The following is a 25542-nucleotide window of genomic DNA, read 5'->3' as shown; positions in this document are numbered from 1 at the left end:
GGTTACTGTTCCTCCTTTTTGGGGTACCGTTTCTGGGTTTCGTGATAATAGCCGATCTGGAAAGCGCTCTGCTCCGGCAAGGTGAGTCGGGCGGGCAGCGTCCGGGTGATGCGGGCGTTCAGTTCGGTGATTCGTTTGTTATAATGGTAGGCCAGACCGCCGTCCAGCTTGGCCAGGTGTTTCTGACTCAGGTTGATGAGCAGCGGAAAGACGGTGGCCGGTGTGGCCGAAGCGGAATTGAAGTACCGGTCCTTGATGGTGGTTTTACCATTGGCCTTTTGCTGTACCGCTTCCAGCACAGAGAACAGCCGCCCCAGCACATAAGGCAGATAGTTGCTTTGTTCGTTGAGTTCCACGGTCATGACCTCCTTGAGTTGTTCATCCTGCGAATTGCGCAGGTACCAGGCTTTGAGAATGGCAGCCCGCCCCCGGGTGACCTGTTTGTCGGCCCGGATACGCAGCGTCACACCGTCCAGCAGAGTGGCTGGGTAGGGCGCATCGTTGAGAACGGCCAGCAGCAGGTCCCCTGCCAGACGGGGGCTGGGTTCGGGGCTGCGGGCATTGAGGTTTACCGTCTCCCGCAGAAGCCGCCAGATCGGCAGGGTCGGGAAGTTGTCGTAAGTGGGGCGGACGATCTCCAGCCGCTCATAATGGCGGGCCACGTTGCGAGCCAGCATGCCGAAACTGTTCTGCCAGAAAAACCGCACCGATAATCGGGCGGCGTTGGGCGCCAGCCCCAGAATATAAAACCGGGTGTCCGGGTCAAGGCGATAGTCCTGCCAGTCCACCGGCAGCCCTTCCGCCAATCGAAACAGCGTGTTCCGGATGTCCTGTTCGGTGGGAGCGTCGTCGTAGAAAGCGTCCATGAGGAAATCCTGATAGACGCTCTGACCGCCTGCTGCCCAGCAAACCAAAGTGGTGTCGCCTACACGGCGAATGTGTTCCCGGTCGGCCAGCAGATGATTGATGGCGGTGGTATAGGCAAAGGCAGCATATTCACCCGTAGGGGCGTTGGCGCCTTGTTCATGGCCATAGGAACAGAAAGCGGGTGCATTGAAGGAAACCAGTGCCGCGCCGCTGCTCTGGGCGCCGGCCACCCCTTTGATGTTGGGATGGAGTCGGGCCAGCGGAACATGGCTGCCAGTCACCAGACAAAGGCCTTCGGGCGTGTCGGCAGTTACCCGGGATTGGGCCTGCTGCCAGCGATCCCGGATTTCCGGTTCCTCGGTGACGGGGTGGCCTTTGTACCAGAAAATCAGATTGCCGCCTTTGCAGATCTCCGGCCAGTCCTGCTGCAGGGCCGGGTGTGCGGGGGATGCCGCCGGGTCCCAGAGGTCAAAAAAGGCGAGGATGGCCCGGGCGGCGGCGCTCTGCGCTCCTTCCAGCATCTGCCGGTGAAGGGCAGCAGCAGCGGCAAAACATTCGGCGGCGCGGGCCGGTTTGCCTTTAGCGTCGGCCCCCAACAGATAGGAAGAAGTGTCGCACAAAAAGTTGGCAGCCACCCCGGAGGAACGCTTCACCGGCTGCGGCACCAACAGTTCCTGAGGAACCAGGGCAGTCTTTTTTCCCCGGGGTACCTCCTTTTGCAGGTGGAACAGCCCCAGCAGGGCGCCATCCTCCCCCAGTTCCAGCGCCCAGGACACTTTTGCCACGGCCCAGCCGGGTCGGGCAATTTCGCCCTGTGCCAGAAGATCCTCATAATATTGGGTCAATGCTTGCAGAATCATCGCAGCACCTCACAGTCGGCCATGTTCACCACACCGTGGTCCAGTCGGGCCCGGAAGTAGGTGGGGGTGATGTTCTTCGGATCGGTGTAATCAAAGTCGTAGAGCATCAGGCCCAGATCCCGGGTTTCGTCAATGGCAGGAACAGGCCCGCCCGACCAGCGACGGAAATAGGCAGGAAACTCCCGACAGCCGAAATACGGCGTGTGAAAGCACTGCCCTCGTTCCATCCGTCGGGTGACAATATCCTGAAATTTGCCGGGGTTATCCCCCGGGGCGGCCCGTTCGGTCATGGTGAAGTGGGCTTCGATGACATAGTGCACTTTTTGCAGCACCAGGGAAGCCCGCTGCACAATGGACTGGGAACTGACCAGATACAGCGGAGACTTGCCGCCCTGGGCTGCGGCACGGGCAGCGGTGGCAGGCAGTTTGCTGTCCACCTCATTGCGGCGGACGGAAACAAAGCGGATGGGTTCGAGTACATGTACACGGTCGATGTGCCAGCACAGCCCCGGATGATAGTAAATCGCTTCTACCAGCCCCCGGGCAGCTGAAGGGGTGGGTACGTCATAGGACATCCGTTCCACCTTGAGTTCAGGCCGGGAGAACAAAGCGTAGTCCCCCCAGACTTCCAGTTGAATCATGGCAGCTCCTCCATTCTTCAATTATATGTGTTTTACTCTCATCAAGTTCATCATAGTCTCGATCATAAAAAATGTCAATAAAGCCAGCGGCGAATCAGGGATATGCCCAAATGCTTGAAAGAGAAGTTGTATGAAATGCGCAAACAAGGAAATTGCACTTTCTTGCCGCACAAGATATAATGAAAGCGTCAGCGAAAGCTGTGGATAGAAACAATTACATGTGGTTTAAGGAAAAGCGGCGGCAAGGGTACCTCTTGCCGCCCTTTTTCCATTTTCAGATCATCCACCCCTGACCGGTGGGCACATCCAGGGACAGGCCGGTGTTTCGGTCGTACAGGGCAGCATCCCGCAAAATCCAGGTATCCTTGTCCACAGCTTCCACTGCCCCGACCTCCTGCAACGCCGCCAGATGCTGGGGATAGACCGTGACACCATATTGCCCCAGACGGCGGTAAAGCGTGCGGCTGCAGTTACCGGCCCGCAACGCTTCTATCAGGTTTTTGTTTTCCTGCAATGCCAGATAGACCGTTACCGCAGGAGATTCAATCAAATTGAATCGTTCCGCCGCAGTGGCGAAAGGGAAAATCCGACCTGCCATATCCCGGGCAAACCCGGGCAGGATGCCCTTCCGGTCCAATTCCTCCTGCCCTTTTAAGGTGAGAAACAAGGAGAAATACGCATGGATAGCATCAGGCTCCGCCGGATCGGCAAAATCGTGAAATACGGACCGAGCCGCCTCTGTGCTGGAGAGGATTATGTTGGGTACCGTTTGTCCGGCCAAACGAAACACTGTGACAGTACTTTGGTCGGCAGGGCGCTTGCCCTCCCGGTTACAGCGTCCCGCCGCCTGCAAAACAGAATCCAGTCCGGCTTCCTCCCGCCATACAGCGGGAAAATCCAGGTCTACACCGGCTTCGATCAGCGAGGTGGCTACCACCCGGCAGGGAGCCCCGCCTTGCAGTCGGGCACGGATCTCAGCCAGCAGGCGCTTGCGGTCTGCGGGACACAGCAGGGTTGTCAGGCAATAGCAGCCCTCCCGGGGTAGCATCCCGAACAGTCGTTGGGCTGTGGCCCGACTATTGACAACACACAAAGCTTGTCCGGCAGCAGAAAGCTGTCCGGCCAAATCTTCCTCCGTGACTTCGCCTGCCTGCCGCAGGGTGGTCCGGCGGAAAAAGGTATACAGCTTCGCCGGGTCCTCCATGATTTCCCGCAAGGACAGACCCGGGGCCAGTTCATCAAACAAGGGGCCCAGGGCGGGCTGGGTGGCAGTACACAACATCGCCGTCACACCGTAGTGACGGACCAGCTGCCCAATGGCTGCCACACAAGGCCGCAGATAAGCCACCGGCAGAGTCTGGGCTTCGTCAAAAATCACCACACTGTCCGCCAGATTGTGTAATTTACGGCAGCGGGAAGAACGGTTGGCAAACAGCGATTCAAAGAATTGGACGGCGGTAGTCACAATGACCGGGGCGTCCCAGTTTTCGGTGGCCAGCACTTTTGAGGACGGTGCACCATCGGTATCCCGATCCTTCATGATAGCTTCGCTGCCGGAATGGTGTTCCAGCACATTTTCTTCCCCCAAAATCCGGGTGAAAACGGACGCCGTCTGGTCAATAATAGAGGTATAGGGAATCACATAGATCACCCGCCGCTTTTGGTAGGCAACGGCGTGCGTCAGTGCAAAGGCCAGCGAAGAAACCGTCTTGCCGCCGCCAGTGGGCACTGTCAGAGTAAACAGTCCCGGGGGCGCCGTCCTCCCCTGCTCAAAACACCGTTGCAGTATTTCACAACGTTTTTGGTTCAGCTCAGAGGTCGGGTTCCACCAAGGAGCCACATAATCCCGCAACCGCTGCAACAGTACATCCATCGGCTCACCGCCGCCACGACCAGACGTTGTTCCGTTCATAAAGGCTTCGGTGTCCAGATAGTCAGCATCCACCAGGCAAGAGTAGAGCATCCGTATGTAAAAGGAGGTGGAAAAGCCGTCTTTCGGCAAGGGCGGACGGTGCGCGTCGGGCAAGGTGACCTCGCTGCGCCAATCCTCGCAGGGGGGCACCTCCTTCTTCCGTCGCCCAAACAGGGTGGGGGTTTCCGGCGTGTCTCTTTTCCCGCCCCCGTCCGGCAAACCGCCATGATGCCCTGCCACGGCAAAAGCCACTTCCGGTTGGTGCAGAGAAAAGGCCACTTTGGCGCCGGCTGTGCTGTGATCCACCTTGGGGCCGCCTGCCAACCGACGCTGAAAATCATCGCTGTATTTGCCGATGTCATGTAAAAGTCCCGCCAGACAAGCCTGACTTTCTCCGCCGAAAGGTCGGGCAAAGTCGGCAGCCAATTTTGCCGTACCTTCCAGATGCTCCTGCACAGTTTGTATGCGGTGCCCGTCTGAAGAAAGATGGGCCAACTTAGGGCCTGTTTTGTTCTGTTCCATGAAAATCCTCCCTAAAGCAGCAATTTCTGAGGGGGTCTATCAACTGTTTATATTGGTTTCGTTGAATAAGGCTATCACATAAAAGGTGGCCGTTCTTTATTGTGACCCTTTTGGCAAAATGATTGCCACCTTTTTACACCCTTTTTCCCAAAATGTTATCTACGCTTTTGCAATTTATTTTGGAGCCATTTTCATTATATCATTCTATGCATACATTAACAGGGACTTTCAATGTGAATGAGGTAAGAAACAGGTTGATAAAATGAAGGAAATGGAAACGGTCGGATGGCGCGTCTGCTCCATTTGTGGTATCTGGTGCAGCAGGGATACCCATCAGCATTGTTCGTGCCGATGTCCCGCTTTGTGGAGGAAAGCCGCTCCCGGTATTATAAAGCGTACACCCAGGTGGAACAGGATCGTCAGATCAGCGGTGTATCAGATGTGACGCCCTTCCTGGTTTATTTTGCGGAATCGGTGTATCACCGGCTGGGAGAAGATCAGCCGCACCACAAAAAGGCCGCTTTGTTTTCACATGGCAGTTTATGGTGTCTCCCTCTATAGGTTTTGCACAGATTTTAGTTTGTGGCACATCATGTCACAAACCAAATCAAATGATTTCTTTTACCCAAAAATAGAAATGAATTTCTGTGCCGGATGATGCGGCGACGGGAAAGAGGAGCCCCCGGATAAAAAGCCCCATATTATTGACATATGTCATAAACAAGTGTATAGTGGATGCAGAAACCGCAAAGGAGATGTCCCATGCCCAGACCGACCAAATGCAGACGGGTCTGCCACTATCCCCGGATGGCTTCCTTCTGCCCCGCCGGACAGAGCGAAAGCGCCGACCCCATTGTGCTCACCGTGGATGAATACGAGACCATCCGGCTCATTGACGGGGAAGGACTGTCCCAGGAGCAGTGCAGCGCCTCCATGCAGATCGCCCGCACCACCGTGCAGAGAATCTACGAAAGTGCCCGCCGCAAGCTGGCGGACATGCTGGTGCACGGGCGGGCGCTGCGCATTGAGGGCGGCGAGTTCCGCCTGTGCGACGGCCAGGGCACCGGGTGCGGAGTCTCCGGGTGTTTCAAACAACAGTATCACCGGCAATACCGGAAACCGGAAGGAGATTCCATCATGCGAATTGCAGTCACCTACGAAAACGGCCAGATCTTCCAGCATTTCGGCCACACCGCCCAGTTCAAGATCTACGATGTGCAGAACGGCAAGATTCTGTCCTCCCAGGTGGTGGACACCAACGGCAGCGGCCACGGCGCCCTGGCCGGGGTGCTGACCGCCCTGAACGTGGACGCCCTGATCTGCGGCGGCATCGGCGGGGGTGCCCAGATGGCGCTGGCCGCCGCCAATATCCGGCTGTACGGCGGGGTGAGCGGCAGCGCCGACCAGGCCGCCCAGGCGCTGGCTGAAGGCCGGCTGACCTTTGACCCCGACGCCCATTGCGACCATCACGACCACGGGGAAGGCCATTCCTGCGGCGAGCACAGCTGCGGCGGCCACTGCAGCGGGCACTGACCTGAAAAGCCGCTGGTCCCAATTCCCACTGCCTCACCAAGAGCAGGCATCCTTATGGGTGCTGCTCTTTTCTTTTATCTTCGGGCCGGGGAAGCCGGCCGCCCCGAAACAACGAAAGCAGGCAGCTGCCTTCCGTACAAGGGCAACTGCCTGCTTTTATAAAATGTTCTTGTTCAGACCAGCAGATCCTGCTCTTCCGGGTGCGTTTCAAACCAGTGCACGGCGTAGGAGCAGGTGGGTCTGGCCTTGCGGCCTTCCCTGCGCAGGGTATCGGCTGCCGCCTGCAGCAGCTGTCCGGCAATGCCCTGCCCCCGCAGAGAACCGTCCACAAAGGTATGGTTGATGACCGCAACACCCTCCCGTTCCGGGAAGGTCACCTCCGCCAGCAGCTTTCCTGCCTCATCTGCGGCAAAGATCCGGCCGGGTTCACAACGAAATTCCATGGAGATCACCTCTGTTTCCGGAGCGGCACACCGGCGGCGTGCCGCTCCCTGATCCGGTCATTCGGGCGGTTTGCGGCTGCAGCTGCCCCTGCAGCAGCAGCCTCCCAGGCTGCCGGAAAGAAGCAGTCCGATAAGCCCCGTATAGACCATGGTGTTCCAGGGGTTGGCGGTGATGGCGCAGGACCCGGTGGGGCAGCCTGCCAGCGCGTAACAAACAAGCCCCACCGCCGCGCCGCCCGCGGTGAAAAGGATGGCCCGCCGCCATTTTTTCCAGAATTCTTTCATCATACCTGTTCGCCTCCTGTCGGGATGGTCTGTCCGGGACGGGAGAGCGCGTGCCCCCTGTCCCGGCTTTCTGTTTGCTGTGATACCAGTATACCCATCCGCCGCCCTTTTTTCTGTGATGAGGTCACCCACATCAAAAAGGGACCTCCCATCCCGGGAAGTCCCCAAAGCAATGCTTGTTCCTGCCAGCCGCCTTACCAGACCGGGACCTGCTGGGCACCGTGGAGCAGCTGACGGTAGATCGCCTCCGCCGAGGCATTCCAGGCGGCAGACAGGCTGCGGAGGCCGCGAATGTTGCCTGCCAGACGGACGGTGCCGTCGGCGCCCAGGGCCGCGATGCCGGAACGGGTGCAGGTGATCGCAACCACGTTGTCCCAGCCGGCGGCCTCCCCGCGGCCCATGTCCAGGTCAGGGTTGGGGTTGCTGCCTGCCAGCAGCACCCTGCCGTCCTTTGTCAGCCCCACGGCGTAGATGCTCTCGATGGCCACAGCGGCCATATCCTTCCAGTCCCGGGCCGCGATACGGGGATCACCGGGACGGCCGGCAAAACGGACGCTGCCGTCCCGGCACAGGGCTATGGTGGCATTGCCGGCGCAGGCCACCATGCACACATCCCGCCAGCCGGCGATCTCCTCGGTCACCTTGCTGTCCAGCATATCGCCGGCGATGAGCACCCGACCATCCTTGGTCAGTGCCGCCAGATGGTAAGAGCCCGCAGCGATCTGACGGATTTTCCGCCAGGCATCGAGCTGGGCGGTGTCACGGCAGGCCGGCTGCCCGCGCCAGTACACCCGGCCATCCCCGGTGACGGCGTAGGTGCACTCGGCAGTGGCCGCCACAAAGCGGATGTCTGCCAGGTCCTGTGTGTTGCACTGGCCGCAGGTGTTGTCGCCCATGGCCCGGACGTGCCCGTCCCGCGTCAGGAAGAGCTGGCAGCGCACCGCGTTGTCCGCCGCGGCATACTGACAGATATCTGCATGGAAATTCTTCCCGGCGGCACTGACCAGCAGCAATCCGCCTTTTGTGCTTTCCGGCAGATCCGGCAGGGCCGGTCCGCCCGCCGGCAGCAGCAGGCTCAGATTGCCGCCGCTGAGTCTGAAACGGGGTGTCTCGCTGCAGAAGCGGATCATCCGCCGCAGCAGCTCCTTCTTTTTGTCTGCGACGCTCTGCCGCCAGACCCTGAGAGAACTGCGGCCGGCGAACTGCCGGACGCCGGGATAGGCGAACCCGCAGGCCATACAGGGCTGATCGTTCCCCATGAGTGCGGGCAAGGCGCTGCCGCAGACCGCACAGAGTTCATGTTTCGTCGCCATTTTCGGTTTCCTCCTCTTCGGCGGGCGGCTGGGACAAAGCAAACCGTTCCCAGAAATAGTGGATCGGATAGAAATAGTTCAGTTCATCGAGGGAATCGTTGTCACGCCTGACCGAACCGGAAAATACCCCGATCATCCGGCCGTCCTCCCGGGAAAAGACCGGGCTGCCGGAGTTGCCGTGCAGGCCGGTGCTGTCGATGTAACAGCGTTCGGTGGCACCGACCAGCTGGATCGAGGCCACCCCGCCGGCAAAGTTGCTGATGCGGGTCTGTTCGATGTTGTTGCCGGACAGCATGCCCCCCAGCGGGTAGCCAAGGAGCAGGGTCCGCTCACCCGGGCGGGGCTTTGCCGCATCCGGGCGGCGCATGGGCGCCGGGGTGAAATTGCTGCCCAGGATCCGCAGCATGGCCATGTCACAGCTTTCGCAGACCGGTTCCAGAAGCTCGGTTTCCAGCCAGTGGGTGTCGCCGCCGGGGGCGCCGGAGCAGTGGATGCGGGCGCGGATGCGGTCACATTCGCTGACCACATGGGCGCAGGTCAGTACCAGGCCATCGGAAGTGACGATGGTGCCGGTGGCACTGCCCCGCGGCCGGCCGTCCTTCCAGACCTGCAGCAGCACAACACTGGCGGACAGGGTCTCGCAGACGTCATTGTAACGGGCATCGGTCACCTCGGTGCGTTGTTCCAGATCCATCCGGGCCGGATCGGGCTGTGCCCAGATGCGGCGGTATTCGGCCAGACTGCGGTAGCGGGCGGGAATGTCCGCACCGGTCAGGCGGTCTGCCGCCTCCTCCGGCGGCTCGCCCGCCTCCCCGTATTCCCGGTCCAGCCGTTCCAGCTGGGCGTTGAGGGCATCGTGCAGGTAGGTGCGCACAAAGCGGGCGTTGCCGAAGTTCTGGTCATGGCGGGCCAGTACCGCCCGGAACACCTGCCGGGACGCCCTGATGAAGTCTTCGTCCAGCTGCAGCGGACGCACGGCGCCGATGGCGCTGTTGCTGTCAGCGCGGTCGGCCATGTATTCCATGATCTCCACCAGTTCGGACTCGTTGTAATCCTCAAAGAAGATGCGGCTGTCCTCCGACCCGAAGCGGCTTTCCAGGCCTTCGTCCTGCCGGAGCAGGTCCATCATGGGGCCGGGGTAGCCGGCCAGAATGATGCTGGTAGTATCGGTGACGTCATCGTCCTCCAGAACGGTCAGCAGCCGTTTGATGACCTCCCGGCCCCGCAGGTCTTCCCCCAGCTGGGGCGCTTCGTCAATGAAGAGGATCCCGCCGCGGGCCAGTTTGAGGGTGGAATCAAACTCTTCCGGCTGGCTCATGAGCTGGCGGGCGGTGCGCTCAATGACATGGCCCTGGCTGAGGACACCGGTGGCCTTGAGTACGCCGCCCATCAGGCGGGCGACACTGGTCTTGCCGACGCCCGGATTGCCCAGGTACAGATAGCAGCCCGGTTTTTTCCGTCCGCCCTTCAGGCGGCGGATACGGCGCCGGATGTTTTTGATGGACGCTTTGACGCCGGTCAGTCCGGGCCGTTCCTCCAGGTCCTTGAGGGCGCTGTCCGAAACGGCAGAGGTCCGGCGCAGGTATTTGCGCTGCTCGGGCGGGAAATGATCCTGCTGGATGTAGCGGCGCTGCAGCGTATACTCCTTGCCGTTCTCTTCCTGTTTTTCCATATGGGTCTCTCCCTGGCTGTTCTTCCACCGGATCTTGAGGTCTTCGATCAGCTTGTCGATTTCCATTCCGTTGCCCCAGCTGCGGCTGGCATCGCCGAGGCCGCCCCGGTTGCTGACCCAATTGAGGAAGAAGTCATCCATCATATCCTCCACATCGGGCGCGAACTCAAAACTGTCGGCGGTCTTGCGGCGGAAGATCTCCTCCATCTGGGCCGGCAGCAGGTCCTCCAGGGTGAAAACGCGGGACAGGCGGCTGCGCATCCCGGGCTGTGCCTTGAACAGTGCTTCGATGCCTTCCGGGGTGTCGATGAGCACAAAGCTGGTGTCCTCGGCAAAGGCGGTCATGGCGCCGGAGATCTCTCCCAGCGCCTCCGGACCGAAGGAGTTGTCCATGCTGTTTTTGGGCAGCAGACTGCTGGGGAATTCCACCAGCAGCGTACCGCCCCGTGCCCGCTCGATCACCTCGCGGGTCTTTCTGGGCGTACTGCCCACATATTCGCCCACCAGGTCGCCGAAGCCCGCCGGGGTGACGTCATCCCGTTCAAGCAGACCGCTCTCCCGCCAGAGGGCGGCCAGCGCGTGCACGGCCGTGTGACGGCCGCTGCCCGAAGGCCCCACAATGGCGTACTGCAGGGAGGCCGGCGCCTGTTCGTCAAGGAAGCCCTCTCCTTCTTCCTCGCCCTGGATGCGGGCGTGGGCGAATTCGATGATCTTGTCCTTGCCGATCAGCCCTTCCACCCGCTGCAGGGCGGTGCGGCGTTCGGGGCGGACGCGGCCGACGGGTCCGGCCAGTCGGGCAAAGCGCGGAGGCAGGTCCGCAGCGGTGAGGGTGCGGCGCTCCGCATCGGTGACGGACGCCAGCTGTTCTTCGGTGGGGATGCCGTCTTCCGCGCCGGTGAGCTGTTTTGCCAGACGGGTGGCACGGGCCTGGATGGAACCGGGCAGGTAGGTTTCGCGGATGAAGCCGCCGTTGCCGAAATCCGCCGGACGGGTGGGCAGGTAGGCATCCAGAGCCGCCAGCGAACGCTGCAGGTACTCATCCGACGGAATCTGACCGCTCTGCTGTGCCATCTCTCTCAGGATATCGGTCAGCTCATCGGCGGTATAATCATAAAACCGGATACGGTTTGGCTGCGGGAAGCGGCGGTTCAGGCCGGCGTCTGCATCGAGGAAGCTCTGCATCTTGTCGGCGTATCCGGCACAGATGAAGCAGGTGTCGGCGTGGATCTCCGGGTCCTCGATCAGCGGTACCAGGGCACGGATAATGGCGCGCCCCTCCTCACTGGCGGCCAGCTGATGGGCCTCATCCAGGAAAAACACCCCTCTTCGGGCATGTTCTACCATCTCATTGAGATGTACCGAACCGTTGAGCAGATCGGCGGCACGGCATTCGGTCACATGGTCCCGCCCCAGTACCCCCAGCAGGTGGAGAAGCTCGCCCATGCGGCGGGCCACCGTTGTCTTGCCGGTGCCGGGAGGGCCCAGGAACAGGAAGTTGCCGGGGGAGGCGATCTTCTCGCCCAGCTGGATGCGCTGCACCAGCGTGCGCAGGAAGCTTTTGACGTTGTCCAGCCCGATCATGGCATCAATGCGCTGAAGGGCCTCGGCGGGGCCGCGGCTGCGGGGACGCAGATAGTCGCTCAGGGCGTCGGGCACATCGGCGATGGTCAGGGTATATTCCGGGCTCTGGATCTGTGCGGCGGCCTCCCGGGCGCCGCAGCGCTTGCGCATCTCCTCCAGCAGGTTCACGCATTCCCGGGCATTGGCCCAGTTTTCGCCCCGGCTGCCCACCCAGCTTTCAAAGAAATCATCCAGCCGCTCCCGCAGGGCGCTGTCGATGCGGATGGGCGGGTCCGCCTGTTCGGCCATATGCAGGAAGATCTGCTGCATCTGGGCCGGGGCGTAATCCTCAAGGATGTATTCGGTGGGGATACGGCTGGCCAGACCGGGGTTGGTGCGCATCAGGGTGTCGATCTGCCGGCTGTAGCCGGCCACGATGACCGCAAACTGACCTTCGTAGGCGGAGATATCGTTCACCAGACTGGTGATGGCCTCATACCCGTGGGCGTTTTCGTACAGGGCGTAGGCCTCGTCGATCAGCAGCACCCCGCCCATGGCTTCCTCCACCCGCTGGTGTACCAGCCGGGCGGTCTCGCCGATATTGGGGGACACCAGCGTTGCCGCGCTGGCGGTGACCACATGGGCCTGGGGCAGCAGCCCCAGGTCGTAGTAGATCTCCCCCAGCAGCTCGGCAATGGTGGATTTGCCGGTGCCGGGGCTGCCCTTGAGGCGTACATTGAGCCGGAAGCCACGCCGGCCATTGAAGACCGGCAGCGGCGCAAACCGGCTGGAGGAGACAGGCTCCGCCCGTCCGGCGGCGTGGCGCTGCTGGTCGTCGCGCCATTCCTGAATCTGGTTCTTGATCGTATCCTGGCCCACCAGGGCGGCCAGCCGTTCCAGGGCCGGACGGCGGTTTTCCTCGCCGATGAAGGCGCGCCAGTTGCGCAGGGAGAGGATCTCGCCCTGCCGGGTGGCATAACTGGTCAGGCGGGTGATCAGATCCGTCAGGCCCCAGTTGTTGCGGGCGCAGCTCTCGGCCAGCCGCTGCCCCAGCACAGGGATATCCCCGGGTTCCACCCGCAGCCGCGGCGACGGCTCAATGCGGAAATGGTTGAGCAGGTTGCGGATTTCGCGGCAGTTGGGGCTGGGCAGCGAGATGACGCGGTTGCGTTCCGGATCGTTGGTGTTCATACGCGGTTCCAGCACGCTGCGGGCAAAGTTGTCCCACTGACTGACGTTCTGGATGGTGGTTTCCCGGAAGATGGAGATGACCACGCTGTGTCGGGCGCTGCGGAAGGTGTTGAGCTCCGTCATCAGCATCTCTCCGCCCTGCATCAGGTTGGCGTTGGCGATCACCAGCGCACAGCGCTGGTCGGAGCGCTGCATGATGCTGGACACCTGCTGCCATGCGCTCCCCATGGACATCCGTCCCAGGTTGAGCGGGCCGGTGTTGCCCTGCTGCGGGTCGGGGTCCGGACCGGGCGCCGGGGCGGGGGCCGGAGCAGGCCTGCGCCGGCGGCGGCCCAGCGGGCCGCCGGCACTGATGGCGCCGCCGTGCGGGGCCGGTGCCGGGGCCGCGGCGGGGGCACGGCCGGTCAGTATGGCGTAGGACGCGCGATCCATACAATACAGCATGTTGTAGCTGTCGAAGAAAAACACCGCATCGAAGCCCTGCTCGTAGCGCAGATAGGCGTGAAGTGCCGGCAGGATATCGGTGAGTTCCAGCGTGTCAAGGCAGAACTGATCGTTGGTACGTCCGGTGATGATGTAGTGCCCATCGGTACAGAGGATGGGATCAAAGTAGGAATTGTTGATACTGAGCATGGCTATGCTCCTTCCGACGGATGGCGGACAAAGGCGAACGGGCGGGGCCGCCGCCCGATAAATCAGATGACAGAGCCGGAACGCTGGCGGGCGGTGGCTGTCTGCTGGCGGGCCGGAGCCGTCTGCGGCTGGCTGGCGGTGGCCGTCTGCTGCTGATGGACGGGCGCGGGCAGCTTCTGGCATGCGGTGCGGGCCCATGTCTGCATATCGGCCCGCTGGGTCTGGTCAGAGACGCGGTTTTCAAAACCGGGCACCGTCTGCACCGGATCGACGGTGAGGCCGTTCAGGTTTCCCAGCGCCTCAAGGGCGATCTCCCGGCCTTTCTCCTCGTTGTTGGTGCCGTAGTTGAGGATGTCGGTCTCCAGGTGGTTGTGCACCGTGCCGTCCTCCGAGACCTCGGGGGACTGGGTGATGACCATCTCAAAGCCGGTATCGGGGTTGCGCAGATGGAGGCGGTGGGCGCCGCGGCAGTCCCCGTTCTGGTAGCCGTATTCCTGGCTGGTCACCACCAGACGCTGCTGCAGTTCCACAGCCAGATCGTCCGCCGTATCGGCGCGTTCCTGGCTGGCAGCGGCGGCCACAACGGCAAACTCCGCCGATTCCACCGCTTCGCTGGTCAGCTGCTCGCCGGCCTGACGCAGACCCTCAAGCTGGTCGCAGGTCAGCCCGACGCCGTTCGCCTGCTGCAGCTGCTGTTCCAGGCTGTCCCGGCGCTGGGACAGCGCGTCCAGGTCCCCGTTGCTCCAGAAGTTGCCGTCCAGTTCCACGGTGCTGCCCTGTCCGTCAGGGATCCGGAGGGTGCGTCCGGCTTCGATCTGAGCCGCCGCACCGTTCAGCGCACAGGCCGCAGCCTGGTAGCGGGCCTGCCATTCCTGCTCGGCACGGACGATGTCCTCATGCAGCTGCATGGCGGCCTCGGCGGCGACGCGGGCATTCTGGCGGGCAACGGGCGCATTGGTGGGCTGCTTTTCGGTGAGGGCGATGTCGTTCTGGGCCTGGGTGACCAGCGTCCGCACCGCGGCCAGACGGCCGGGGAGCAGCAGCTCGGTACGGTAGTTGGCCGCCGTGTCCGCGTTGAGGGTGGCGGCAAAGTCGGTGTATTCGCGGGCCATATCCAGCAGCGCATCGTTGGAGCTGATCAGGATCCCGATCTGGTCGGCGTTGTTCTGGATCTGCTGCTCCACCCGGGAGACCCGGGCGCTGACCGTGTTCAGCTGCTGCTGGACCTGTTCGGCCGCCGCCTGCATGGCCTGCCGCATCTGGTGGTTGCTGGCCTCGATGGCCTGCCGGGTCTCCTGACGCTGGCGGGCCAGATCCTGGGAGAGATTCCGGGACAGGGTGCTCATCTGCCGGTAATTCTGCTCATTCATCTGCTGCAGGGCCTGGTTGGTGCTCTGCACCACCTGCTGCAGCTGGGCACGCAGCTGCTGGCGCACCGCGCTGATCTGGCCGCTCTGCTGTTCGATGGTCCGGTTGAGGCCGTTGATCGTGTTGTTGAGCGCCGTGATGCGGTTCTGCTGCTGGTCCAGGTAGCGCTGGTTCCGGTCGCTGAGCTGCTGCAGGGCGCGGTTGCACTGGGAGAGGCTGGACGCCTGGGATGCCTGCCGGCGCAGGGCGCTGAGCTCGTTGGAATCAATCAGGATGTTGGTGGTTTTGCGTCCGCTCATGTCAGATTCCTCCTTCAGGGATATCAGGTCGGGATGTGGGTTGCGGAAAACAGGGTCAGGGGTCGCCGGGGTAGCGGCCGTCGGCACCGGGAAGGCCCACTTCGTGGATCTCGGCGCCGTGGGGGAAAACTTCCTGCCGGCGGGGCTGGTCGGCGTAGCAGGCCGCCTCGGCGCGGTAGGTGTCGGTAAGCGGGATCACCCGCTGGTTGGAGGAGCCCCGCAGGCCCTGGTGGTCGTCGAGCTCCCGGATGTATTCACCGTCGATCAGCAGGTCGGTGACGGCCAGCAGGCCGGCGGCCTGCTGCATGGCCTGCAGTTCCTCGTAGCGGTAGCCGCTGTAGACGATGACGCCCATGGGGCGGATCTGCCGCACCTTGCGGATCAGTTCCGCCAGGGCAGGGGCCTGCAGAAAGGGTTCCCCGCCGCTGACGGTCAGCCCGTCGGCGCCCGAGAGGGCGATCTCCCAGGCAAGGGCATCCACCTCCACCGGCTTGCCGTCCTCCATGCGGTGGGTGCCGCCCGCAATGCAGCCGGGGCAGTTTTTATGGCACCCCTGCACCCAGAGCACATAGCGGCAGCCGGGGCCCAGCACCCGGACGGCAGGTTCCTTCATGTGATAATAGATGACACTCATCCGTCTTTCCTCCCTGGGTGTGCCTGACGAATCAGCCCCGGTACGAATGCCTCCGGGGGGCGCTGTCTCAGCGGCGGGCCAGACCGTTGACCCGGTCCCGGTCCTGCTGTGCCGCAGAGGCACAGTTCCTGAGAATGGCATCCAGCTCTTCAAGATCGCCGCTGATCCGGCCCCGCAGCTCCTTCACCCGGTCAAGGCTGCCGATGTCCAGCGTGCTGCGCAGGGTGTCGGCCTCGGGGCGGTCCAGCGCCGCGGCCATAGCATCCAGCGGCGTGGCGTCGGCAACCAGCCAGTCGGCGTACTGTGCACGCATCTGCTGGCACTCCTGCAGGCGGGCACGGAAGGTATCGGCCTGCTGCTTCACCTGCCGCAGCCGCTGCTCATGGGCTTCCAGCGCCTTTTTCAGGCCGGCCATGGAGCGGTCAAGGCGCTGGAACAGATCGGTGGTCAGGGTCTCCCGATTTTGGTCGTAGACGGTGATCTCGTTTTTCAGGTCTTCCAGACGCTTTTCCAGTTCCTCACAGTTGGTCCGGTTTTCCTCCGCGCGGCTGGCGGTCTCCTCGATCTGCTGTTTCAGCTTTTCCTGGGCTTCGGGGCTGTACTGGTCGGCGATGGTCTTCAGCCGCTCCAGGCGCTGTTCCGCCTCGTCGCAGGCCTGCAGCAGGCGGCGCTTTTCCTCGGGCTGTGCGTCGAAGGCGACTTTCAGCTCATCCAGGCGGCTTTGCAGCGCCTGATTCTGCTCCTGCTCCGCCTTCCACGCCTGCTGTGCCTGCTTGTACGCTTCGGCAAGGCGCTCGTTGGCTTCCTTCATAGCGTCCAGTCTGTCGGGGGGGAACGCCGCCATCTGCTGCTGCAGACGCTCATATTCAGCGGCAGCTTCCGCCTGCTCTGAGCGGGCCCGTTCCAGCGCCGCGCCGGTTTCGGCGACCTGCCGCTTCATCTCCTGGGATTGCTGCTGACAGTCGGCCAGCTCTTTTCGGAGCGTTGTCACGCTGCTGCGGGTCTTCTCGGTGTTCAGGACCGTATCGGCCAGCTGCCGCTTGAGGTCGTCGGCGTCGGTGCCGGCCGCCGCCTGCACCCGACCCAGGAGCTGGGCGGTCAGATTGGCCATCGTCGCCAGATCCGCATACAGCATCTTTGCTTCCGGCTGGCCGTCCTGCAGCGTGCCGACCTCCGGCAGTGCTGCCTGCAGCATCGCGCGGCAGGACTCGGCAATGGCGACGGCCAGTGCAGAGCCGTCCAGGGTTTCCAGATTGGCCGCCTGGGCACTGAGCTGGCGGCTGAGCCGCTTTTTGTTGCGTTGGTTCATGCTTTGGCCTCCTTTCCGGGGTGCAGTTCAAGATCGTGGATCCGTTCCGGGAACAGGCTGCGGCGGACCCGGACAAAGGGCCGGCCATCGCGCAGCAGGCAGCCGAGCTGGATCAGCTCTCCCCCCAGCGGGCCGGCGGCAAAGGGGGACGGATACAGCTGGGGCAAGCCGTTGACCCGCAGCCGGAGCGGCTCGGTGGGGTCGTAAAAGACCGGCGCACAATAGCGGGGAGTCTGCAGCACAGACGCCGGCTCCTTCCGCTGCACCAGGGGCACAGCGGATTCGGTGCCGTCCCTGTCCACACACAGCAGGTCCACGTCGATGCCCGCCACCTGCATGTTGCGGTAGAGGGTCATCCCCTCCTCCACGATCCGGGCGGGGTCAGCATCCGCCGGGAGGTCGGCGAAGCGGTCGTCGGGCAGAAACGGGTCACCGCACAGCTGGCGGCGCAGCGCAAGGCGCACCGGCGCGCTGCCGGCCAGACGGCCCACCGTCAGGATGCGCAGCGTCTCCTCCGGAACCCCCTGCGCGTCCAGCAGGTCCAGCCCCTGGTCCAGCAGCGGCTCCAGCAGGTCCCGCACCGGCGTGAAAGCGGCGTCCAGCCGGCTGCAGCGCAGGCTCTGGCCGTCCGTCAGGGCAAACGCCTCCTCATCAAAGAGACTGCCGGTGCGGTAATAGTTCCACAGCGTCTGCTGGGCCGGAGCAAAGAAGAGCCGTTCCGCCAGCGCCTGGAAGGGGGCCCCGCAGTCGGCAGCCAGCCGTTCCAGCCAGAGCTGCGCCAGGGGTGATCCGGCGGTACCGGCCTGGGCCAGCAACGTTACAACGCCGTCCCGGGTGCAGCTGCAGAGGCCCAGCGTGCCGGTGTCGGTGTCAACGACCAGTTCCCGCACCGGCCAGGTCGGGCTGCCGGCCTGCATGCCGTGACAGAAGTCGTACAGCACTGCCGCCTGATAGCGGGTAAATTCATTGGCCATGGGATGGTTCCTCCCTCACTTTTTCAGAATATGGCAGCCGTTCAGACGGACGGTGGCGCGGCAGATTACATCATAATCTTCGGCATCTTCCGCATTTTCGGGGCGGTGAACGACGCCCGGGAGCACGCACTCGGCCACAGTCGCACCGGCGAGCTGCTGCTCATCACCGGATTGCTGTTCGGTGATGTGGATGACGTCATCGTACGGGTCACCGACCTTGGGTACAAGGATGAACAGATTCAGCGGTGCAAGGGCTTTTTCAAAGATGCGGCGGAAGGTGGTCAGCGACTCCTTCAGCTCCTTGTCGGCGGTGCGCAGCTCTCCCTGTGCCTCCAGCTCCGCGCACTGGCGTTCCTGCCGGATGACGATACGGTACAGCTGGGCATAGCAGTTGGCCAGCTCTTTGAAACTGGCAATGTACAGCGATTGCCGCCAGCTGCGCAGGCTGCCTGCCAGCTGATGCTGCTGCTCCTGCATGCGGCGGACGCTCTCCGCCAGGGTCTGTTCCTGCTGCTGCTGCAGTTGCTGCAGCTGGGTGAAGTTATCTTCCAGCATCTTGCCCCAGTCGCGCTTGAGACCGTTGATGGAGGCGACCATATCCCCGCGGGTCTGTTCCAGCTGCTGTGTGAGCATCTGGTCGGGCTGATCGGCCACCTGCGCATCCCAGTCAAGGCGCTCCTGACGCATCAGTTCCTGGAGCTGCCGGATATGCCGTTCCTGTTCCCGTGCCTGCTGTTCGGTGTCGGGCCGGGGCTGCCGGACGGGCGGCTCCTGTTGACCGGCCGACAGCTGCTGGGCGGGCGGCTCCTGTTGGCCGGCCGGCGGCTGCTGAACAGGTTGGGCCTGCTGGCTGACCGGCGGCCGCTGAACGGGCTGGGCCCGCTGGCTGACCGGCGGCAGAGGGGCAGGCTCTTCGGACGGTTCTGGCTCCTCGTATCGATCATTTCCCAGAGCATTATCCAGATAGATTTCCGACTCGGTCAGATTGGCGGCTCCCCTGGCTGTCTGCTCCTGAAGGTTCTGTTGGTGGTCATCTCTCTGGCCATACCGACCGGCGGCTTTCTCTCCGGCAGCCGGATAGCTCCCGTGGATCCTTGCCCCATCGCCCTGAGCCCGCAATTTCTTTTTTCGTTCGATGAGAAGCCTTGCCTTTTCCCGGACGTCCGTGGCCGTGCCGTCGGTGTTGTCCATGGATTCATACCAGTTGTGATCCTGATACGGCAGTTTAGCTCTGCTCAGGTCGGGAAGCTGATCGCCGATTCGCATGGCGTAGAGCAGACTCAACTCCGTTACCCTGATCCATTCGTACCGGCCGTTGGCAACGTTCTCCACATAGTAACAGTGGCCGCTGTCGCGGTAATCACGCTGGATCGCCTCCCACAGTTCCTCATAAAAAAGGCGGCCGGTGTTCGCGTCCCCGGCGCTGCGGTTGGCTCTGAAATCCTGATATTTTTTATGCACCCTTATAGCCTCGCCTTCCTGTTTGGGATCCCTGTTGTTCATTCGTCAGTACCTCCTTCCCCGGCCGGGGCCGCCGTACCGGCAGTGTGAGCGACGCCGTCACTGTCGGTCAGCGTCACCGTGATATTGTAGTTGGGATCAAGTGTGAAATCCAGGTCGTAGGTGCCCTGCTGCGGCAGATCAAAGTGGAGAAGAATAAAGTTGTGGCACACCGACTTGAAAAGAAGATCGCCGGCTTCGGCAGAAACATCCGGGCAGTCGATCACACAGTCGATGTGACCGGCCACGCCGGCGCTGGGCCGGTAGTTTTCGATGCGTCCGATGGCGGGAAGCGGTTCCCCCGCCTTGATGAGCACCTGTACCCGGCTTTCCAGCTCCCCTTCCTGCAGGACCTCGACGCCGTAGCCCCGCTTTGCACGCAGCTGGGCCACCCGGCTGGGGCGCGCAGGCCCCGGATCTTTTCTGCCGCCGGAGTCCTCAGGCTCCGGCAGGCCGGCCGCGTAGCGGGCCGCGCCGAAGGATACGGCACGGGCCGGACGGTAGGGCGGCAGGACCTCCACCTTGGGATTCAGGCTGGTCTTGAGTGCTTCCAGCACCATCGGCATCTGGCTGGCACCGCCCGACAGGACGATGCGGTCGATCTGGCGGCCCTGCTGCAGCTGTGCGGTGAGCATCTGCTGGGTCAGTTCCACCGTTTCCATCAGCAGCTGGCGGGTGATCTCCTCAAACCGTTCGCGGGTGATGGTCAGCTCAAGATAGCTGCCGTCGGTGCGCTTCTGGTGCTGGACAGAGACCTCATCCTCATCGCTCAGTTCATGCTTGGCACGGATGGCCTCCTCCAGCAGTTCCTCCCGCTCGGCATCGTTGCTGGGGCGGTAGCCGAGCTTCTCCATCTGGGAGAGAAGCTCCTGGACCAGCAGGCTGTCGAAGTCCTTGCCGCCCACGTCGGGCAGGCCGTCGCTGTCCCACACCTGGTAGGGTTCCCCCTTGCTGCGGGCTGTGACCGCCGCCACATCAAAGGTCCCGTGACCGAGGTCATAGACCAGCACGGTGAGGGAGTCCTGCGGCAGCTGGTCATTCTGGGCCGGAACGCTGCGCACACGATAGAGATAGTCGATGGCGACGGCCGCCGGTTCGGGCAGACGGCCCACCACCTCAAGGTGATGTCCGTCAAGTTCCACCGACTCCACCGCCTGCTGCATCCGGTTGAGCAGCTGCAGCTCGTCCGGATATTTGGAAAAGGCGGCGGGGTAGGTCAGCACCAGGCGGTAGATGGGCGGCAGGCCCTCTTCCTTGCGGCATTCATTGCCCACGCGCACCAGTTCCTTTGCCACCTCGGCGTACACCCGGTAAGGCGACAGCTCCGTGTTGAGGGCCTTGAGCGGCAGCTTGTTGCCGTGCAGCTGGGTTTTGATGGCACGCACAATATGACCGGGGTCATGCTTGATGCGGCTGCGGGTCCTGAAATCACAGTTCGCGGCAAAATTGACATAGATCGGGCTGCCCTCAGGCGGGGTCACATAGGCGATGGTGGGCATGCCGAGCCGGTCGATCTGCACGGGAAGCATCGGCAGAGCGTCCAGTTCTTCCTGCGTCACCACGGACAGAAAAGCGTAGGCGTTGCCGATGTCACTTCCGTAAGCGTCTATCATACGGGATTCCTCCTTTTTTCACCATCTGCCGCAGGGCTCAGTTGCTCAGGTTCTCCAGCTGGCAGGATACGGAGACCGGTTTGCTGCCCGCCGAGTCGTCGGCTTCCCGGGCCTCGATGGTCAGAAGCCCGTTCTTGTCAACGATCAGACGGCTCGCGCACTCCGTCCCCTTGGGGACCTTGCGCCCGAAATCCAGCGAAACCGAGACGATCCTGCGGAAGTCGGTATCGATCTCCTCGGGATCCGGGTTGTCGAACCGGCCCTCCATCACCACGAAGAAGGACTGCATCTGGTCCTCCGCACGCGTCTCCGAGATATTGTCCTCGCTGGTGAAGGGCAGCGGGCTGCCGGCCGGAATCATCACATCCACAAACAGATCGTCCGTGTTCCGGTGATACAGCCGGATTCCCAGATCATAGCGCACCCGCATCTGCACGAAATCCGAGACGGGGGTACCGTAGCGGGCGGCACCGTAGGCGATTGCCCTGTTGGGACGGTAGCAGGCCACCTTGCCCCGGAACTGAGGGAAGTTTTCTTCCAGTTCCCGCCTGACCATCGGCATCTGGCTGGCGCCGCCGGTCAGCACGATGAATTCCGGTGCGGGCTTTCCGGTCGTGGCGTACTCAGCCAGAACGCGGCGGGTCTCCTCAATGGTCTGCCGCATCAGCGGCGCCGCCGCCCGCTCGAACTCGTCGCGGGTCACGGTCAGCTCCACCGCCCGACTGTCGGTGGCGATGATGGAGACCTCCGTCTCCGTGCCGTCGGTCAGGTCGATCTTGGCATTTTCCGCATCGACCATCAGTTTTTCTTCATCAAAACGGACGTTCTGCGGTGCCTTGCGCCGCAGCAGATCGGCCATTTCCCGGTCAAAGTCGCAGCCGCCCACCGTGGCCAGACCGCCGGTCTTCTCCACGTCATAGTAGTAAGTACCGCCGCTGGCGCTCGTCTTTCCCTGGGGATAGGCCGTAACGACCGCCAGGTCAAAAGTCCCGCCGCCCAGGTCGTAGGTCAGCACGGTGTAGTCGTGGTCGGTGTGGCCGTGTTCGGCCAGATAATCCAGTGCGCCTGCCGCCGGTTCGGCGATCATGCCCACCACCTGTACATGCCGGCCGTCTTCCAGGGTGGCGGCCTGGGCCAGATCCTTCAGGTGCAGCACCTGCGCCGTGTTGAAGGTCGCCGGATAGGCCAGGGACAGCTGGTTCGTGGTGGTCATCTCCTCGGTCTGCAGCACCTTGTTGCCCTCGCGCACCAGGTACTGGATCAGCAGGGTGATGGCCTTGTCCACATCGCCGTCCCAGTCGTCGAGCTGCAGCGGCTGGCCCATTTTCCGTTTGAGGCCGCGCACCCGATGGCTCGCCGGGGATGCTTTTCTGCGCAGCGCCTCATACCCGTACCAGGGCGGACAGCGGTTGGGGTCGGTGCATTTGTCTGCCGCCGACTTGCTGTAAAAGAAGATGCTGGGGTAGCCGTTGTCGTTGGGTCTGTTGTTGGGCAGCAGATCCTTCGGCTTGCTGCCCAGGCGCCCTCCGAAGGCCTGGTTGTCATTGACGTAACAGAGATAGGAAAACCAGTTGCCGAAATCCATGCCCATAATGAATGCCATATTCAAGTTCCTCCTCATTTTTCTTCTTTCCGGACGCTTTTCGGGCCGCTGCGTAACCGGACTCCGCCTTGGGTTTCATCCGGATCTGCCTGTAAAGACGACACGCCGGCTGTTTTTTCCAGTTACTTGCGCGCCGGCCTTGTCATTTGTTCAGGGTCTTGATCACCTGGTCCAGCAGTTCCGCTTTCTTGCTGTGGGACAGGCCGGTCTGCTGTTCAAGCAGATCGCTGAACTCGGCCACAAAATCGCTGCCGGCGGTGTCCTGCGTCACTTCAGTCAGAAAATACTCATCCGGCAGACCGAACACCCGGGCGATCCGCACCAGCATGGCTTTGCGCGGGATCGAGCGCTCGGTCTCCCAGGCCGCCACCGTCCGCTGGGTGGTGCCGCACATTTCGGCCAGTTCCTGCTGTGTCCAGCCGTTTTTGCCGCGCAGCACAATGATCTTCTGCGCCAGGTCTTTTTTGTTCACTGAGGAGAACCTCCTTTCTTTCCAGGATTCCCGATACGCCGCCCGCCGCAAAAGCTGCAGAAAGGCGCCGCGCTTTGCGGCCGCGGGCCGGATGCGCAATACGGGTTCAAGTTCATTGTACCACCGCTCCCGATTTTTTCAAGACGTTATATGAATATTGATGAAGTTTTGTGATGTTGGCAAAAAATAGAGGAGAACAATGTGCAAAACGCCCATTTTTACCCTTCAAAACCCATTTTCCCGTGGCAAAATCTGGCTTTTTTCTTTATGTTTTCTTATGAAGTATAATGTAGTTCAATGATGCCGAATGTCGTTTTAATATTTTAGTCGATTTGCCAATTTCCATTTATCGCTGCAGTTGGTATAATGAGAACACATCCGATAACCCCCCGGTGGATTCGTCTGCTCTATTAAGCCGGGGACCGCGGCGCCCGCCGGTGCAGACGCACCGGACCGGGCGGCGGACCACAGGATATCTGGGAGCGTCCGGGCAAGCCGGACCTTTGGGAAAGGAGCGATATACCATGCTTTCTTCTGTGAGCGTACAGGAGCTGCGGGACCTGATCGCCCGGGATCACCCCGGGTGGGATGCCTCGGTCATTGCGCAGCGTGCCGAAGAGTACCGCAGCACGATGGACGACCGGCTGGACCCTCTGCTGCGGGCCTATCTGGACTCCGGCGAGACCGGGAACTTCCGTTCGGGGGAATTCTCGGTCATCATGATCCAGCGCATGCGCAAAGGCCGCAGCTACTTTGAGGCCCTGACCCTGATGGATGGGCTTTTGAAGGACCCGGAGATCGGCCGGCTGCGGATTTTCCGTCGATAAGGAGGGTTTATCATGGCATCCGGCACCTCTTCTTTTTCCACCTGCTACTCCCAGCTGAGCGGTGTCGAGCTGAACGGACTGTTCACCACCGACACCTGGAACAGTCTGAGCACCGATCAGCGGCTTGCCGCCTGCCAGGAGGTGGAGAACCGCTACGCGGCCGAGACCGGACATCCGCCCATCCAGGTCTCTGCCGTTTCCATGGTAGGCTCCCTTCAGGATGGCTACACCTGGGGTTACCAGCAGGGCAACCACCTGTACCTCAACCTGGACGTGCTGGAAAGCGGGCAGTTCCGTCTTTCGGACCAGGATGAAAAGGGCAACAACATCATCACCACCATCAATGCCCCCGCCCCCAACTGGAACATGCTGGACACCGTTTTTCACGAGGGCACCCATGGATTCCAGTACCAGGAGGGCCGCCAGGGCTACACCTATATCCAGTTCGAGACCGATGCCGACCTCTACCGCATACAGCCCATCGAGGCCGAAGCCTTCCGGGAAGGCAACACCCGCACCGTCCAGGCCATCCTTCAGCAGATGGAACTTACCGGCAAGGTCGATGCCAATGCGCAGGCCTACCTGAATTCGGTGAAGGCCGATTCCTACCAGGCCGCCCTGCAGGAGGCCGCCAGGAATTACAACGATCCTCATATCGACCAGACCCTGGCCCAGTTCATCTACGACCGGAACCACAACATCCAGCCCAAGGAGCCTTCCGCCAGCTACCAGGCGATCAGCAAGGCCTACGACCAGGCCATGAGCAAGCAGCTGGACAAGAGCGAGACCGACCGGACGGGTCCCGTGTCGCCGCCCCCCGGGCGCGAGTCCACCCCGCCCAATGGCGGTCAGAAGAATGAGGGCGATCGTCAGGACGATGGCGGCCAGAAGAACGACGACAGCCGCCAGGATGACGGTGATCGCCACAACGACGGCGATCGTCAGGACGATGGCGGTCAGAAGAACGACGATGGTCATCAGGATGATGGCGGCCAGCAGAATGATGGCAGTCAGCAGGATGACGGCAGCCAGCAGGACGACGGCAGTCAGCAGGACGACGGCGGCCAACAGAATGATGGCAGTCAGCAGGACGACGGCGGCCAGCAGGACGACGGCAGTCAGCAGGACGACGGCGGCCAACAGAATGACGGCAGTCAGCAGGACGACGGCGGCCAGCAGGATGACGGCAGTCAGCAGGACGACGGCGGCCAGCAGGATGACGGCAGCAGCTACCAGGACGATGGCAATGGCTACCAGGGCGATGGCAGCAGCTACCAGGAAGACGGCGGCAGCTACCAGGAAGACAGCGGCAGCTACCAGGAAGACGGCGGCAGCTACCAGGACGACGGCGGCGGCTACCAGGACGATGGCGGCGGCTACCAGGACGACGGCGGCAGCTATCAGGACGACGGCGGCAGCGGCGGCTACGACAGCGGTTCGGACAGCGGCGGTTCCGACGGCGGCTCCGACCGGGACGGCGGCATGGACAACGATTGACAAGGCGACGGTGA

Annotated in this window: 19 protein-coding genes; 4 read left to right on the top strand and 15 right to left on the bottom strand. The window is 62.2% G+C overall.

What is annotated here, in order from left to right:
• Positions 1 to 2 precede the first annotated feature (2 nt).
• The 3 genes from cas8c to AC127K_RS08160 form a co-directional block, all read right to left on the bottom strand.
• On the bottom strand, positions 3 to 1727 hold the full coding sequence (gene cas8c, locus AC127K_RS08170) for a type I-C CRISPR-associated protein Cas8c/Csd1 (RefSeq protein WP_483720180.1): 1725 nt from the start codon (positions 1725 to 1727) through the stop codon (positions 3 to 5).
• Positions 1724 to 2368 carry a type I-C CRISPR-associated protein Cas5c gene (gene cas5c / locus AC127K_RS08165; RefSeq protein WP_483720178.1) on the bottom strand — a complete coding sequence of 215 codons (645 nt, stop codon included), beginning with the start codon at positions 2366 to 2368 and terminating at the stop codon, positions 1724 to 1726. The genes cas8c and cas5c overlap by 4 nt, the downstream gene beginning before the upstream one ends.
• Before the next feature lie 274 nt (positions 2369 to 2642).
• Positions 2643 to 4802: a CRISPR-associated endonuclease Cas3'' gene (locus AC127K_RS08160; protein WP_483720177.1), complete on the bottom strand. Its 2160-nt coding sequence runs from the start codon at positions 4800 to 4802 to the stop codon at positions 2643 to 2645.
• Positions 4803 to 5087: 285 nt separating this feature from the next.
• Here AC127K_RS08160 and AC127K_RS08155 point away from each other — a divergent pair, with 285 nt between their 5' ends.
• Together AC127K_RS08155 and AC127K_RS08150 are read left to right on the top strand one after the other, a co-directional pair.
• A complete protein-coding gene (locus tag AC127K_RS08155; protein ID WP_483720175.1) occupies positions 5088 to 5363 on the top strand; it encodes a hypothetical protein in 276 nt (91 codons plus the stop codon).
• Between the two features lie 201 nt (positions 5364 to 5564).
• Positions 5565 to 6335 (top strand): DUF134 domain-containing protein, encoded by a 771-nt coding sequence (locus AC127K_RS08150; RefSeq protein WP_483720174.1) that lies wholly within the window; start codon positions 5565 to 5567, stop codon positions 6333 to 6335.
• 173 nt (positions 6336 to 6508) lie between these two features.
• Here the strand turns inward: AC127K_RS08150 and AC127K_RS08145 are convergent, their stop codons facing one another.
• The 12 genes from AC127K_RS08145 to AC127K_RS08090 all read right to left on the bottom strand — a co-directional run bounded on the left by AC127K_RS08145 (position 6509) and on the right by AC127K_RS08090 (position 23255).
• A complete protein-coding gene (locus AC127K_RS08145) occupies positions 6509 to 6778 on the bottom strand; it encodes a GNAT family N-acetyltransferase (protein WP_483720173.1) in 270 nt (89 codons plus the stop codon).
• Positions 6779 to 6835: 57 nt separating this feature from the next.
• Complete coding sequence (locus AC127K_RS08140; RefSeq protein WP_483720172.1) at positions 6836 to 7066, bottom strand: hypothetical protein; 231 nt, start codon at positions 7064 to 7066, stop codon at positions 6836 to 6838.
• A gap of 191 nt (positions 7067 to 7257) precedes the next feature.
• Complete coding sequence (locus AC127K_RS08135; protein ID WP_483720171.1) at positions 7258 to 8376, bottom strand: RCC1 domain-containing protein; 1119 nt, start codon at positions 8374 to 8376, stop codon at positions 7258 to 7260.
• The gene (locus tag AC127K_RS08130; RefSeq protein ID WP_483720170.1) at positions 8360 to 13432 is read right to left on the bottom strand and encodes an AAA family ATPase; all 5073 of its coding nucleotides are present in this window, start codon (positions 13430 to 13432) and stop codon (positions 8360 to 8362) included. Before AC127K_RS08130 ends, AC127K_RS08135 begins: the two co-directional genes overlap by 17 nt.
• 62 nt (positions 13433 to 13494) lie before the next feature.
• Positions 13495 to 15099, bottom strand: coding sequence for a hypothetical protein (locus tag AC127K_RS08125; RefSeq protein WP_483720169.1), 1605 nt, complete (start codon positions 15097 to 15099; stop codon positions 13495 to 13497).
• A gap of 55 nt (positions 15100 to 15154) precedes the next feature.
• Complete coding sequence (locus AC127K_RS08120) at positions 15155 to 15733, bottom strand: 4Fe-4S single cluster domain-containing protein (RefSeq protein WP_483720167.1); 579 nt, start codon at positions 15731 to 15733, stop codon at positions 15155 to 15157.
• A 67-nt stretch (positions 15734 to 15800) separates the two neighbouring features.
• Positions 15801 to 17042 (bottom strand): hypothetical protein, encoded by a 1242-nt coding sequence (locus AC127K_RS08115; RefSeq protein ID WP_483720165.1) that lies wholly within the window; start codon positions 17040 to 17042, stop codon positions 15801 to 15803.
• Positions 17039 to 18016: a hypothetical protein gene (locus tag AC127K_RS08110; RefSeq protein ID WP_483720164.1), complete on the bottom strand. Its 978-nt coding sequence runs from the start codon at positions 18014 to 18016 to the stop codon at positions 17039 to 17041. The genes AC127K_RS08115 and AC127K_RS08110 overlap by 4 nt, the downstream gene beginning before the upstream one ends.
• A 15-nt stretch (positions 18017 to 18031) precedes the next feature.
• A complete protein-coding gene (locus tag AC127K_RS08105) occupies positions 18032 to 19519 on the bottom strand; it encodes a hypothetical protein (protein WP_483720163.1) in 1488 nt (495 codons plus the stop codon).
• Positions 19516 to 21129, bottom strand: a complete 1614-nt coding sequence (locus AC127K_RS08100; protein ID WP_483720162.1) for an Hsp70 family protein — start codon at positions 21127 to 21129, stop codon at positions 19516 to 19518. The genes AC127K_RS08105 and AC127K_RS08100 overlap by 4 nt, the downstream gene beginning before the upstream one ends.
• 37 nt (positions 21130 to 21166) lie before the next feature.
• A complete protein-coding gene (locus AC127K_RS08095; protein ID WP_483720161.1) occupies positions 21167 to 22732 on the bottom strand; it encodes an Hsp70 family protein in 1566 nt (521 codons plus the stop codon).
• A 142-nt stretch (positions 22733 to 22874) separates the two neighbouring features.
• The gene (locus AC127K_RS08090; RefSeq protein ID WP_483722181.1) at positions 22875 to 23255 is read right to left on the bottom strand and encodes a helix-turn-helix transcriptional regulator; all 381 of its coding nucleotides are present in this window, start codon (positions 23253 to 23255) and stop codon (positions 22875 to 22877) included.
• 473 nt (positions 23256 to 23728) lie between these two features.
• Here AC127K_RS08090 and AC127K_RS08085 point away from each other — a divergent pair, with 473 nt between their 5' ends.
• Together AC127K_RS08085 and AC127K_RS08080 are read left to right on the top strand one after the other, a co-directional pair.
• Complete coding sequence (locus AC127K_RS08085) at positions 23729 to 24031, top strand: hypothetical protein (protein ID WP_294542764.1); 303 nt, start codon at positions 23729 to 23731, stop codon at positions 24029 to 24031.
• 12 nt (positions 24032 to 24043) lie between these two features.
• Positions 24044 to 25528 carry a hypothetical protein gene (locus tag AC127K_RS08080; protein WP_483720160.1) on the top strand — a complete coding sequence of 495 codons (1485 nt, stop codon included), beginning with the start codon at positions 24044 to 24046 and terminating at the stop codon, positions 25526 to 25528.
• Positions 25529 to 25542: the final 14 nt, after the last annotated feature.

The sequence above is a fragment of the Subdoligranulum sp. DSM 23681 genome, from assembly GCF_057005535.1.
This window is presented reverse-complemented; position numbering and strand designations above follow the sequence as displayed.

Coding starts and splice junctions, on each gene's coding strand:
- cas8c (WP_483720180.1), bottom strand. CDS start 1,727: ATGATTCTGCAAGCATTGACCCAATATTATGAGGATCTTCTGGCACAG.
- AC127K_RS08160 (WP_483720177.1), bottom strand. CDS start 4,802: ATGGAACAGAACAAAACAGGCCCTAAGTTGGCCCATCTTTCTTCAGAC.
- AC127K_RS08150 (WP_483720174.1), top strand. CDS start 5,565: ATGCCCAGACCGACCAAATGCAGACGGGTCTGCCACTATCCCCGGATG.
- AC127K_RS08155 (WP_483720175.1), top strand. CDS start 5,088: ATGGCGCGTCTGCTCCATTTGTGGTATCTGGTGCAGCAGGGATACCCA.
- AC127K_RS08120 (WP_483720167.1), bottom strand. CDS start 15,733: ATGAGTGTCATCTATTATCACATGAAGGAACCTGCCGTCCGGGTGCTG.
- AC127K_RS08135 (WP_483720171.1), bottom strand. CDS start 8,376: ATGGCGACGAAACATGAACTCTGTGCGGTCTGCGGCAGCGCCTTGCCC.
- AC127K_RS08115 (WP_483720165.1), bottom strand. CDS start 17,042: ATGAACCAACGCAACAAAAAGCGGCTCAGCCGCCAGCTCAGTGCCCAG.
- AC127K_RS08110 (WP_483720164.1), bottom strand. CDS start 18,016: ATGGCCAATGAATTTACCCGCTATCAGGCGGCAGTGCTGTACGACTTC.
- AC127K_RS08140 (WP_483720172.1), bottom strand. CDS start 7,066: ATGATGAAAGAATTCTGGAAAAAATGGCGGCGGGCCATCCTTTTCACC.
- AC127K_RS08125 (WP_483720169.1), bottom strand. CDS start 15,099: ATGAGCGGACGCAAAACCACCAACATCCTGATTGATTCCAACGAGCTC.
- AC127K_RS08145 (WP_483720173.1), bottom strand. CDS start 6,778: ATGGAATTTCGTTGTGAACCCGGCCGGATCTTTGCCGCAGATGAGGCA.
- AC127K_RS08130 (WP_483720170.1), bottom strand. CDS start 13,432: ATGCTCAGTATCAACAATTCCTACTTTGATCCCATCCTCTGTACCGAT.
- AC127K_RS08095 (WP_483720161.1), bottom strand. CDS start 22,732: ATGGCATTCATTATGGGCATGGATTTCGGCAACTGGTTTTCCTATCTC.
- AC127K_RS08100 (WP_483720162.1), bottom strand. CDS start 21,129: ATGATAGACGCTTACGGAAGTGACATCGGCAACGCCTACGCTTTTCTG.
- AC127K_RS08080 (WP_483720160.1), top strand. CDS start 24,044: ATGGCATCCGGCACCTCTTCTTTTTCCACCTGCTACTCCCAGCTGAGC.
- AC127K_RS08085 (WP_294542764.1), top strand. CDS start 23,729: ATGCTTTCTTCTGTGAGCGTACAGGAGCTGCGGGACCTGATCGCCCGG.
- cas5c (WP_483720178.1), bottom strand. CDS start 2,368: ATGATTCAACTGGAAGTCTGGGGGGACTACGCTTTGTTCTCCCGGCCT.
- AC127K_RS08105 (WP_483720163.1), bottom strand. CDS start 19,519: ATGAACAACAGGGATCCCAAACAGGAAGGCGAGGCTATAAGGGTGCAT.